General features: G+C 69.9%; 14 protein-coding genes. 11 read left to right on the forward strand and 3 right to left on the reverse strand.

The genetic code is table 11. The features are described from left to right. Positions 1–38 precede the first annotated feature (38 nt). Positions 39–1,055 (reverse strand): low-specificity L-threonine aldolase, encoded by a 1,017-nt coding sequence (gene ltaE / locus ACFQZQ_RS12620; RefSeq protein ID WP_386813203.1) that lies wholly within the window; start codon positions 1,053–1,055, stop codon positions 39–41. Positions 1,056–1,144: 89 nt separating this feature from the next. Between ltaE and xth the strand changes: the two genes are divergently transcribed. Beyond that, positions 1,145–1,918: an exodeoxyribonuclease III gene (xth, locus tag ACFQZQ_RS12625; RefSeq protein ID WP_386813204.1), complete on the forward strand. Its 774-nt coding sequence runs from the start codon at positions 1,145–1,147 to the stop codon at positions 1,916–1,918. 81 nt (positions 1,919–1,999) lie between these two features. Here the strand turns inward: xth and ACFQZQ_RS12630 are convergent, their stop codons facing one another. Continuing rightward, a complete protein-coding gene (locus tag ACFQZQ_RS12630) occupies positions 2,000–2,272 on the reverse strand; it encodes a GlsB/YeaQ/YmgE family stress response membrane protein (protein ID WP_386813481.1) in 273 nt (90 codons plus the stop codon). Positions 2,273–2,444: 172 nt separating this feature from the next. After that, positions 2,445–3,830: an AMP-binding protein gene (locus ACFQZQ_RS12635; RefSeq protein WP_386813482.1), complete on the reverse strand. Its 1,386-nt coding sequence runs from the start codon at positions 3,828–3,830 to the stop codon at positions 2,445–2,447. A gap of 155 nt (positions 3,831–3,985) precedes the next feature. Here ACFQZQ_RS12635 and ACFQZQ_RS12640 point away from each other — a divergent pair, with 155 nt between their 5' ends. The 10 genes from ACFQZQ_RS12640 to ACFQZQ_RS12685 all read left to right on the forward strand — a co-directional run bounded on the left by ACFQZQ_RS12640 (position 3,986) and on the right by ACFQZQ_RS12685 (position 11,375). Next, positions 3,986–4,582 carry a 4'-phosphopantetheinyl transferase family protein gene (locus tag ACFQZQ_RS12640; RefSeq protein WP_386813205.1) on the forward strand — a complete coding sequence of 199 codons (597 nt, stop codon included), beginning with the start codon at positions 3,986–3,988 and terminating at the stop codon, positions 4,580–4,582. A gap of 112 nt (positions 4,583–4,694) precedes the next feature. Continuing rightward, positions 4,695–5,357, forward strand: a complete 663-nt coding sequence (gene rsmG / locus ACFQZQ_RS12645) for a 16S rRNA (guanine(527)-N(7))-methyltransferase RsmG (protein ID WP_386813207.1) — start codon at positions 4,695–4,697, stop codon at positions 5,355–5,357. 119 nt (positions 5,358–5,476) lie between these two features. Further along, complete coding sequence (locus ACFQZQ_RS12650) at positions 5,477–6,298, forward strand: ParA family protein (protein WP_386813209.1); 822 nt, start codon at positions 5,477–5,479, stop codon at positions 6,296–6,298. Then, positions 6,295–7,224: a ParB/RepB/Spo0J family partition protein gene (locus ACFQZQ_RS12655; RefSeq protein ID WP_386813210.1), complete on the forward strand. Its 930-nt coding sequence runs from the start codon at positions 6,295–6,297 to the stop codon at positions 7,222–7,224. The genes ACFQZQ_RS12650 and ACFQZQ_RS12655 overlap by 4 nt, the downstream gene beginning before the upstream one ends. A 265-nt stretch (positions 7,225–7,489) precedes the next feature. Then, entirely contained in the window at positions 7,490–8,464 is a 975-nt protein-coding gene (locus ACFQZQ_RS12660) for an NAD-dependent epimerase/dehydratase family protein (protein WP_386813211.1), read from the forward strand. Further along, complete coding sequence (locus tag ACFQZQ_RS12665; RefSeq protein WP_386813212.1) at positions 8,461–9,186, forward strand: glycosyltransferase family 2 protein; 726 nt, start codon at positions 8,461–8,463, stop codon at positions 9,184–9,186. Before ACFQZQ_RS12660 ends, ACFQZQ_RS12665 begins: the two co-directional genes overlap by 4 nt. A gap of 12 nt (positions 9,187–9,198) precedes the next feature. Next, a complete protein-coding gene (locus ACFQZQ_RS12670) occupies positions 9,199–9,525 on the forward strand; it encodes a lipid-A-disaccharide synthase N-terminal domain-containing protein (protein ID WP_386813213.1) in 327 nt (108 codons plus the stop codon). A gap of 358 nt (positions 9,526–9,883) precedes the next feature. Beyond that, entirely contained in the window at positions 9,884–10,120 is a 237-nt protein-coding gene (rpmB, locus tag ACFQZQ_RS12675) for a 50S ribosomal protein L28 (protein ID WP_386813215.1), read from the forward strand. Between the two features lie 13 nt (positions 10,121–10,133). Next, positions 10,134–10,298, forward strand: coding sequence for a 50S ribosomal protein L33 (gene rpmG, locus ACFQZQ_RS12680; RefSeq protein ID WP_207522235.1), 165 nt, complete (start codon positions 10,134–10,136; stop codon positions 10,296–10,298). A gap of 255 nt (positions 10,299–10,553) precedes the next feature. Beyond that, positions 10,554–11,375 carry an EAL domain-containing protein gene (locus ACFQZQ_RS12685; RefSeq protein ID WP_386813216.1) on the forward strand — a complete coding sequence of 274 codons (822 nt, stop codon included), beginning with the start codon at positions 10,554–10,556 and terminating at the stop codon, positions 11,373–11,375. Positions 11,376–11,489 lie beyond the last annotated feature (114 nt).

Genomic DNA, 11,489 nt, shown 5'->3' on the forward strand with positions numbered 1-11,489 from the left:
CGTTTACATCCAGCCGCCTTCTCGGTCTTCGCAGTTTGTCAGCGGCGTGCGAACGCCTGCAGCGCCGCGATCGTCCGCTGCACGCCGTCGTCGTCGACGTCCAGGTGCAGCACCAGGCGGATCGCGGGCGTGGTGCCGATCGACAGGCGGATCCGCGCGGCGTCCATGTGCTGCTTCAGTTCATCCAGGCGCTCGCCGTCCACCTCGATGAACACCATGTTGCTGTGCTGGGAGGTGACCGCGATGCCGCTCAGTGCGTGCAGCGCCTGCGCCAGCCGCGCGGCACGCGCGTGGTCGTCGGCCAGGCGCGTGACGTGGTGGTCGAGCGCATGCAGCCCGGCGGCGGCGAGGATGCCCGCCTGGCGCATGCCGCCGCCGGTGACCTTGCGCCACCGGCGCGCGCTGTCGATCAGCGCGTGCGTGCCGAGCAGCACCGAACCCACCGGGGCGCCCAGGCCTTTGGACAGGCACACCGAGACGCTGTCGAAATGGCCGGCGATGTCGCGCACCGGCACGCCCTGCGCGACCGCGGCGTTGTACAGGCGCGCGCCATCCAGGTGCAGCGCCAGCCCGCGGCGGTCGCACAGCGCGCGCGCGTCGCGCAGGTAGTCGAGCGGCATCGGCCGGCCGTGCCAGGTGTTTTCCAGGCACAGCAGCCGGGAGCGCGCGAAGTGCGGGTCGATCGGCTTGATCGCGCGCTCGACCGCGTCCAGCGGCAGCGTGCCGTCGGCCGCGTGCACGATCGGCTGCGGCTGGATCGAGCCGAGCACCGCCGCGCCACCGCCTTCGTACTTGTAGGTGTGCGCGTCCATGCCGACCAGGTACTCGTCGCCGCGCTGGCAGTGCGCGATCAGCGCCAGCAGGTTCGACTGGGTGCCGCTGGGGACGAACAGGCCGGCCTCGAACCCGAGGTCGTCGGCTAGCCGCTGCTGCAACGCGTTGACCGTGGGGTCCTCGCCGTAGACGTCGTCGCCGACCGGCGCCCGCGCCATCGCCTCGCGCATCGCCGGCGTGGGCTGGGTCACGGTGTCGCTGCGCAGGTCGATCCAGTTCATGGGCGTGCCGCGGGTGGGTTTCGGATGCATCGCAGTGTGCCATCGCGCAGCCTGTCGCCCGGGCAGGCCGCTCGCATAGACTGGGCCGCATGAAGATCGCCAGCTGGAACGTGAACTCGCTCAACGTGCGCATGCCGCACCTGGAACAATGGCTCGCGGCGAGCGCGCCGGACATCGTCGGCCTGCAGGAGACCAAGCTCGAGGACGAGCGGTTTCCGGATACCGCGCTCGCGGGGCTGGGCTACCGCAGCGTGTTTGCCGGGCAGAAGACCTACAACGGCGTGGCGATCCTGTCGCGCGAGCCCGCCCGCGACGTGCAGGTCGGCATTCCCGGCTTCGACGACCCGCAGCAGCGCGCGATCGCCGCCACCGTCGGCGGGATCCGCATCGTCAACCTGTACGTGGTCAACGGCCAGGATGTGGGCACCGACAAGTACGCGTACAAGCTGCGCTGGCTGGAAGCCGTGCAGGGCTGGCTGATCAAGGAACTTCTCGCGCACCCGCAGCTGGTGGTGCTCGGCGATTTCAACATCGCCCCGGACGAGCGCGACGTGCACGACCCGGCGGTCTGGAACGACGGCCACATCCTGACCTCGACCGCCGAACGCGCGGCGCTGCAACGCCTGTGCACGCTCGGGCTGCATGACGCCTTCCGCCTGCACCACGACGCCGCCGGCGTGTTCAGCTGGTGGGATTACCGGCAGGCCGGCTTCCGCCGCGACCTGGGGCTGCGCATCGACCTGACCCTGGTGTCCGACGCGCTGCGCGCGCGCTGCACGGGCGCCGGCGTCGACCGCGAACCGCGCGCCTGGGACCGGCCGAGCGATCACGCGCCGGCATGGGTGGAGCTCGCCGAGGGCTGACCGCTTACCTGTCCTGGCACACGCAAAAAAAGGCCCGGCAGATGCCGGGCCTTTTTCGTTCATCCAGTTACATCGCAGCGATCAGCGCACCCGGCCGCGACGGAACAGGTTGACGATCGCCAGCAGCACGATCGCGCCGACCAGCGACATCAGCAGGCCCGGCAGGCTGAAGTTGCCGTCGTTGATGTCGCCGCCGCCGAAACCGAGCATGCCGCCGATCCAGCCGCCGAGGAACGCGCCGATGATGCCGACGACGATGTTGAGGAAGATGCCCTGCTGGCCATCGGTCTTCATGACCATGCTCGCGAGCCAGCCGATGATGCCGCCGACGATCAGCCAAATAATGATGCCCATCATGTTCGTGTCTCCTAGTCCGTTACAGAGGGTTGAAAAACGCACCCCTGTATGGGGGCGGATTTCAGTCTGTACAGGGCGGTGTGACGGCCGTGTCTGCGGTTCAGGAAGGCCGCAGGCCCCCTCCGGAATGGGTTTCGGGGCACGCGCTCAGGCCGTCGCCACCGCCTGATCAGCCGCGCAGCAGCTCCAGCAGCGCCTGCCGCGGCAGCTTGCCGGTCTCGTTGCGCGGCAATGCTGCAACGCAGCGCAGGCGTCGCGGCAGAAACACCGGGTCGACGTGCTCGCGCAGCACGCGCACGATCGCGGCGGCGTCCAGCGACGGGGCAACCGCGAGCGCGGCAATGCGCCGCACGCCGGCGCTGTCGGCCTCGTCCAGCTGCAGCACCACGCCCTCGACGACCCCGGGCACGGCGAGCAGCTTGCGGGTCAGGTCCCCAAGCGAGGCGCGCTTGCCGGCGATCTCCAGCAGGTCGGCGCTGCGGCCGCGCAACTCGAACCGGCCGTCGGCGAACACCTCCATCAAGTCGGCCAGCACCACCGGCTCCGGCAGGTGCGGCGCGTGCACCGCGGTGCCGTCGGGTTGCGGGGCGAGGCGCACGCCGGGCAGCGGCGTCCACGCGCGCTCGATCGCGGTGCGGCGGCGCGCGATCACGCAGGTCTCGGTGGAGCCGAATACCTCGCGCACCTCGCAGCCGAAGCGCATCTCGGCCGCGAACGCCAGCTGCACCGGCAACGGCGCGGTCGCCGACACGATGCCCGCCAGCTTCGGCAGCGCGACGCCGGATTCGAGCAGCGCGCGCAGGTGCACCGGGGTGGTCACCAGCAGCGGCGGCGACACCGCGTCGCGCAGGGCGCGGGCGATGTCGTCGGGAAAGAACGGCCGGGTCGCGTGCACGGCCAGGTCGCCGAGCAGCGGCAGCAGCACCGACATCTCCATGCCGTACATGTGCTGCGGCGGCACGGTCGCGACCACGTGGGTATTGCCGCTGCCCGAATCGACCGGGTCGCCGTCGCGCCGGCCGAGCAGGTCGGCCAGCGCCGCGAAGTTCTGCGCGGTGCTGGCCCGGAACGCGGCCCAGGTCTTGGCATTGGGGGTCGACTGGCCGGTGCTGCCGGAGGTGAAGCCGATCGCGACCAACGCCGCGTCGTCGACCATCAGCGCCGCGCCGTCGAGCTGCGGCAACACCGGCGGCAGGCGCCAGTAGTGCGGCGGCTCGGGCACCAGGGCGTCGTCGCCGAGGCAGTAGCTGTCCGGGTGCTGCGAGAGCACTTCGTCGACCACCGCCGCGGCCCGCGACGACGGCAGCAAGGTGGTCTGGCCGCGCAGCGCGGCCGCGCAGAACGCGACCAGGAAGCGGTGCCGGTCCTCGCACAGGTTGATCGCGTAGCGCGCCGTCGGCAGCACCGCGGCCACGCCGCGAACCTCGCGTTCGAATTCCGCCAGGGTGGTCTCGCCGTGCGCATCGAAGGCGATCGCGCGCGACGCCACTCCATGGGTGAGCGCCGACCTGGCAACGGTGGTACGCGTGGCAGTGGCGTCGACGACGGCTGACATCATTAAGCTTGGTTCCTGCGGCGATCGCCGCTTGCCACGGCTGCCGTGGTCGCGGCCCTGGCCGCACGACTGCCGTGTCTGTTCCCGCGGCACCGGGCCGCCCCCTGCGCAGTAGCTTACGCTGGCGCCCCCGGCCGAGGCCAAACCCCACGTTCATGTCGCTGACCGCCGTCCCCGCCCCCGTGCACCAGTGCGGACCGCTGCACTGGGGGTTGTTGCCGCAGGCCCCGCGCACGCCGGCCGAACCCGCGGCGCGGGCGTGGCTGGCCGCGCAGCTCGCTGTCCCGGCCACCTCGCTGTCGCTGCCGCGCGACAGCCGCGGCCGGCCGCAACTGGACGGCGCATTCGCGCGGCTGGACTGCAACTGGAGCCACAGCGGCGAGTACCTGCTGGTCGCACTGGGCGATGGCGTGCGGGTCGGCGTGGACCTGGAACGGCAGCGGGCCCGGCCACGCGCGCTCGCACTGGCGCAGCGGTTTTTCACCGCCAGCGAGGGCGCCTGGCTGGCGGCGCAGCCGGAGGCCGAACGCGATGCCGCGTTCGCGCGGCTGTGGTGCGCCAAGGAGGCGGTGCTCAAGGCGCACGGCCACGGCCTGTCGTTCGGACTCGACCGCCTGCGCTTCGCCGAGCACGACGCGCGGCTGGTGCTGGTGGACTGCGACGCCGCGCTGGGCGTCGCTGCCGACTGGACGCTGCAAGAACTCGCCCCCGCGCCGGGGTATGTCGGCGCGTTGGCGTGGCGGGCTCCTTGAGGCGCGATACGGCGGGTTGAAACCCGCCCTACGACGGGCGCGACCGGTAGGCGTCATCGACTCGGTTGAATGCGCGCCCCGATCCGCGCGACATCGGCAATACTTTGCGCGCATGAATGCCCACGCCCTGCCCCCTGAACTGCGCGCCACCCTGGAAACCGGCCTGGCCGCGCTCGCGCTCGACCGCGCACTGGCCGCGCCGCTACTCGACTACCTCGCGCTGCTCGCGCGCTGGAACCAGACCTACAACCTGACCGCGGTGCGCGACCCGCGCGAGATGGTCGGCAAGCACCTGCTCGACTCGCTCGCGATGCACCCGTTCGTCGACCCGCTGGTCGCCGACGGCGGCGCGCTGGCCGACCTGGGCACCGGCGCCGGCCTGCCCGGCATCCCGCTGGCGATCGTCAAGCCCGGGCTGCGCGTGACCCTGGTCGAGAGCAACGGCAAGAAGGCGCGGTTCATGCGCGAGGTCGTGCGCCAGCTGCAGCTGAGCGACGTGCGCGTGGCTGAATCGCGGATCGAGGCGTTCGATGAACCCGGCGCCTACGCCGCGATCACCGCGCGCGCGCTGGCGACGTTGCCGCTGATCGTCGAGCTCGGCGGCCACCTGCTCCGGCCCGGCGGCCAGTTGCTGGCGATGAAGGGCGTTTACCCCGCCGACGAGATCGCCGCGCTCCCCGCCGGCTGGGCGTTGCAGGCCTCGCACCCGTTGCGCGTGCCGGGCCTGGACGCCGAGCGCCACCTCGTGGTCGTCGCCCGCCAAGCCGGCCCGTGACCGCGGTCTCGGTTCTTGAACGGGCGCGGGCGCGTCCGGTGCGGGCATAATCCCTTTCCGGCCGGCGTCTCTCGCCGTCCGCATCCACCACCCACCACGCCCACCAGGGGACGAGCCGCATGGCCCGCATCATCGCCGTCGCCAACCAGAAAGGCGGAGTCGGCAAGACCACCACCGCGGTCAACCTCGCCGCCGCGCTCGCGCGCACGCCCAAACGCGTGCTGCTGGTCGACCTGGACCCGCAGGGCAACGCGACCATGGGCAGCGGCGTCAACAAGCGCGAGCTGGAAACCACGGTGTGCGAGGTGCTCATGGGCGAGAGCGCGATCGCTGACGCGATCGTGCGCACCGGCGAGGACTACGACTTGCTGCCGGGCAACATTGACCTGACCGCGGTCGAGATCGAGCTGATGGCGCACGACGGCCGCGAGCAGCGCCTCAAGGTCGCGCTCGTGCCGCTGGTCGGCAATTACGACTTCATCCTGATCGACTGCCCGCCGGCGCTGTCGCTGCTGACGCTCAACGCGCTGACCGCGGCGCACTCGATCATCGTGCCGATGCAGTGCGAGTACTACGCGCTGGAAGGCGTCAGCGCGCTGCTCGACACCATCGCCGGCATCAACCAGCGGCTCAATCCGACCCTGGAGATCGAAGGCGTGCTGCGCACCATGTTCGACGTGCGCAACAACCTGGCCAACGCGGTGTCGGCCGAACTCACCAACCACTTCGGCGACAAGGTGTTCCGCACCATCGTGCCGCGCAACGTGCGCCTGGCCGAGGCCCCCAGCCACGGCCAGAGCATCGTCGGCTACGACAAGGCCAGCCGCGGCGGCATCGCCTACCTGGGCCTGGCCGGCGAAGTGCTGCGCCGCCAGCGCGAACGCGACGCGGCCGCGAAGGCCGCCGCCCAGCCCGCAGAACGCAAGGAAACCATCGCATGACCGCTGGCAAGCCCGTGGCGGCCAAGAAGCGCGGCCTCGGCCGCGGCCTGGAAGCGCTGCTCGGCCCGAAGGCCGCCGCCGAAGCGCCGATTCTGGAAGCGCAGCCAACCGACGTGCTGCGCTCGTTGCCGGTCGACGCGCTCGCGCCCGGCAAATACCAGCCGCGCAAGACCATGGACGACGGCAAGCTCGCCGAGCTGGCCGAGTCGATCAAGGCCCAGGGCGTGATCCAGCCGATCGTCGTGCGCGAAGTCGGCAACGGCCGCGGCGGCAAGACCTACGAGATCATCGCCGGCGAGCGCCGCTGGCGCGCGACCCAGCTTGCGGGCCTGGCCGAGATCCCGGTGGTGATCCGCGAGGTCGACGACCGCACCGTCATCGCGATGGCGCTGATCGAGAACATCCAGCGCGAAGACCTCAACCCGCTGGAAGAAGCGCAGGCGCTGCATCGGCTGATCGACGAGTTCGACCTGACCCACGCCCAGGCCGCCGAAGCCGTCGGCCGCTCGCGCGCGGCGGTGTCCAACCTGCTGCGCCTGCTGGAACTGCCGGCCGAGATCCGGGTGCTGGTCGAGACCCGCGCGCTGGAAATGGGCCACGCCCGCGCGCTGCTGGCGCTGACCCCGCAGGCCGCGATTGCGCTGGCGCGGCAGGCCGCCGAGAACGACTGGTCGGTGCGCGAGGTCGAGCACCGCGTGCAGCAGCTCGCCGCCGGGATGCTGCCGGTCAACGGCAAGACCAAGGCCGCCGCCAAGGCCAAGCCGCAGGCCGACATCGTCAGCCTCGAGCGCGAGTTGTCAGAATCGCTCAACACCAAGGTCAACGTGCTGCACGGCCGCGGCGGCAAGGGCCGGCTGGTGATCCACTACAGCGACCTGGATTCGCTCGACGGCGTGCTCGAGAAGCTGCGCGGCAAGGCCGAATAGCTCTTCTTCCCCCTTTGAAGAAGGGGGATCGAGGGGGATTTGCTGGGGCCCTGGTTCTGGCAACAGCAACAACAAACAGCAACAGCCAATCCTCCCCAGCCCGTCCGGCCCGCAGGCGTAGCCTGCGGTCGTTCATCGAAGCGCGAACCTGCGGTTCGCAAGCGCATCGCTTCACCCTTTTGCAAAGGAGGGAGCCGAGACAGCGCGTCGACCCGCCGCACGCCAGCATCGTTGCCTTCAACGATCGCCGTTTATCCTTAGCGCCATGCCGACCTCCCCCATCCTCGTCACCGGCGCCGCCGGCTTCATCGGCGCCCATGTCTGCCGCGCATTGCAGGCCCGCGGCGACGCCGTGGTTGGCCTCGACAGCTACAACGACTACTACGACCCGCAGCTCAAGCGCGACCGGGTCGCGGCGCTGTGCCCGGACGCGGACATCCGCACGCTCGACTTGACCGACCGCGACGGCCTGGCCGCGCTGTTCGACGAGCTGCAGCCCACGCGCGTGGTCCACCTCGCCGCGCAGGCCGGCGTGCGCTACTCGCTGAGCCACCCGCACGCCTACGTCGACAGCAACCTGGCCGGCTTCGTCAACATGCTCGAGCTGTGCCGCCACCGCGGCGTGCAGCACTTGGTGTATGCCAGTTCGTCGTCGGTGTACGGCGACTCGGCCACGCCGCCGTTCTCCGAAGACCAGCGCATCGACCAGCCGCGCTCGCTGTACGCGGCGACCAAGGCCGCCAACGAGCTGATGGCGCACACCTACGCGCACCTGTACGGGCTGCGCGCGACCGGGCTGCGCTTCTTCACCGTGTACGGGCCGTGGGGCCGGCCGGACATGGCGCCGCTGCTGTTCTCGCGCGCGGTGCTGGCCGGACGGCCGATCGAGGTGTTCAACCACGGCCGGATGCGCCGCGACTTCACCTACATCGACGACATCGTTGCCGGCGTGCTCGGCGCGCTCGGACACCCCTCGGCCGACGAAGTCCCGCATCGGGTCTTCAACCTCGGCAACCACACCCCGGTGGAACTCGAACGCTTCATCGCGGTCATTGAAGGCGCCGCCGGGCGTCCGGCCCAGAAGGTCTACCAGCCGATGCAGCCGGGCGACATGATCGAGACCATGGCCGACACCGCGCGCGCGCGCGCCGCGTTCGGGTTCGAACCGACCACCGCGATCGAGGCCGGCCTGCCGCGCGTGGTCGCGTGGTGCCGCGACTACTTCGGAGACCGCGCATGAGCGCGCAGCCGCAGCTGTCCGTCGTGGTCCCGGTGTTCAACGAGCAGGGCAACGTCGCCACGCTGGTGCACGAGATCGTCGCCGCGTTGCGCGGGGCCGAGCCGTTCGAGATCGTCTTCGTCGACGACTGCTCCAGCGACGGCACCCTGGCGGCGTTGCAGGCGCTGAAAGCACAGGTGCCTGAGCTGCGCGTGGTCCGCCACCTGGCCAACGCCGGCCAGAGCAGCGCTATCCGCAACGGGGTCAAGGCCGCACGCGGGGCGTGGATCGCGACCCTCGACGGCGACGGCCAGAACGACCCAGCCGACCTCCCGAAGCTGCTCGCCCAACGCGACACCGCCGCGCCCGACACCAAGCTGTTCGCCGGCTGGCGCGTCGACCGCCGCGACTCGGGCAGCAAGCGCTGGGCCTCGAAGTGGGCCAACGCGATCCGCCGCCGGCTGCTGCACGACGACACCCCCGACACCGGCTGCGGCACCAAGCTGTTCGAACGCGAGGCGTTCCTCGACCTGCCGTTCTTCAACCACATGCACCGCTACCTGCCGGCGCTGATGCAGCGCGCCGGCTGGAAGACGGTCAGCGTGCCGGTCAACCACCGCCCGCGCGGCACCGGCGTGTCCAAGTACAACAACCTCAACCGCGCCCTGGTCGGCATCGCCGACCTGCGCGGCGTGGCCTGGCTGATCAAACGTGGCAAGGTCACCCGCACCGAGGAGGTCTGAGCCGTGGACGTCATGAACGCCCCGATCGCGTGGCTGGAGTGGACCGGCCTGCACATGTCGCCGTGGAAGCTGATCGGCTGGACCGGCGCGTTCATGTTCGGCGGCCGCTGGCTGGTGCAGTTCCTCGCCAGCCGGCGCGAGGGCAAGCCGGTGATCCCGCGGCTGTTCTGGTACATGAGCCTGGTCGGCAGCGCGATGACGCTCAGCTACTTCGTGTTCTCGCACAAGCAGGACTCGGTCGGGATCATCCAGAACCTGTTCCCCTCGTTCACCGCCGCCTACAGCCTGTACCTGGACGTGAAACACCGCGGCTGGCGGCGCGACAAGGCCGAGCACTGACGTAGGGCGGGTTTTAACCCGCCATCGCGTGTCCGCGGCAACGGGCGGCTTCGGGGCGTGGCTGGCGCGGCACGCGGGTATGGCGATGGCGGGTTGAAACCCGCCCTACGTGCGCTAACTGCTTGCGGCACAAGGGAAACCTGAGCATAATGCGCGGCTCGCTGTGTCCGGCCTGCCCTTTCGGGGGATGACCGGGCGGTCCCCCGGAAGCGCGATTCCGGCCCCGCCTCGTGCAGCGCCCGCGTTCCAACGCGGACCCACCCGCCCGTATCGCGCGCCCTGAAGGACATCCGTCCCTAGGTGCGGGGCCGCCGCCTCCCTGGCCAAGGGAAGCACCAACATCCTTTCGAGGTGCGCAATGTCACGTGTATGCCAAGTAACAGGCAAGCGGACGGTTTTCGGTAACAACGTCTCGCACGCCAACAACAAGACCCGCCGCCGCTTCATGCCCAACCTCCACGAGCGCCGCTTCTGGGTCGCTTCGGAGAACCGTTGGGTCAAGCTCCGCGTTTCCACCAACGCCATGCGCACCATCGACAAGAACGGCATCGATTCCGTCCTGGCCGATCTCCGCGCACGCGGCGAAAAGATCTGAGGAGGACTGAACCATGGCTTCCAAGCGCGACAAGATCCGCCTGATCTCGACGGCCAACACCGGCCATTTCTACACCACCGACAAGAACAAGAAGAACACGCCGGCCAAGATGGAGATCAAGAAGTACGATCCCGTCGTCCGCAAGCACGTGATCTACAAGGAAGGCAAGATCAAGTGACGTTCTGACCCGTGCGCAACGCGCACGGCTTTGTCAGAACGTCATCCCGAGCGCAGCGAGGGATCTGCTTTCGAGCTTGTTCGACGTCACAACGAAAACCCGCCGCAAGGCGGGTTTTTTGTGCCTGCCGATCCGGGGTGTACGCATCCGCCCCGCGAAACGGCACGCCTCCAGAAGGTGGCGCGCGGCGCTTCACGCCCCGTCCGCGGGCGGGTTGCTAAAACCGGCGACACACGCAAGGGGGTATCACGCGACATGTTCCTCACTACTTTCTTCGGCGAAGGCAACAGCCCCAACCCCTGCGCCGCCTGCCAGGGCGACGACCGCCTCGGCTTCGACGTGCGCATGGCCTTCCAGCCGATCGTCGATGCGAGCACGCGCAGCATCTACGCGTACGAGGCCCTCGTGCGCGGCATGGACGGCGAAGGCGCCGGCGAGGTCATCGCCCGCCTCAAGCCCGACCAGCTCTACCGCTTCGACCAGACCTGCCGCGTCAAGGCGATCGCCACCGCCGCGCGGCTGGGCATGACCCAGCGCCTGGCGATCAACTTCATGCCCAACGCCGTGTACGAGCCGGCCACCTGCATCCGCCTCACGCTGGCCGCTGCCAGCATGTGCGGCTTCGCCACCGAGCAGCTGATCTTCGAGGTCACCGAGTCCGAGCGCGTGCACGACATCCCGCACCTCGTGCGCATCCTCGAGGACTACCAGGGCCGCGGCTTCATGACCGCGATCGACGACTTCGGCGCCGGCTACTCCAGCCTCAACCTGCTCGCCGACTTCCAGCCGGACATCGTCAAGCTCGACATGGCCCTGATCCGCGGCATCGACCGGCACCCGGTCCGGCGCGCGATCACCCGCGGCACCGTCACCACCTGCCGCGAGCTGGGCTGCACCGTGCTGGCCGAAGGCGTCGAGACTGTCGAGGAATACCAGACGCTGCGGGCGATGGGGATCACCCTGTTCCAGGGCTACCTGTTTGCAACGCCGGCGCTGGAGGCGTTGCCCACGGTGGATGGCGCGTTGTGGGAACTGCTGGAATCCGGTGTCGCGACAGCGGGATCCGCTCCGCCCTGAGGAGGCTTGTCGCGGCATCTCCCTCCCTTGGCCGCTATGACGCCGCCTGACCTGCGGGCCGGCCGCCCGGGCTCTTGATCGCGCTGTTCTCCCTCCTTTGAAAAAGGAGGGCCG

Source organism: Lysobacter koreensis (assembly GCF_042677045.1).
Lineage (GTDB): Bacteria > Pseudomonadota > Gammaproteobacteria > Xanthomonadales > Xanthomonadaceae > Lysobacter_K > Lysobacter_K koreensis.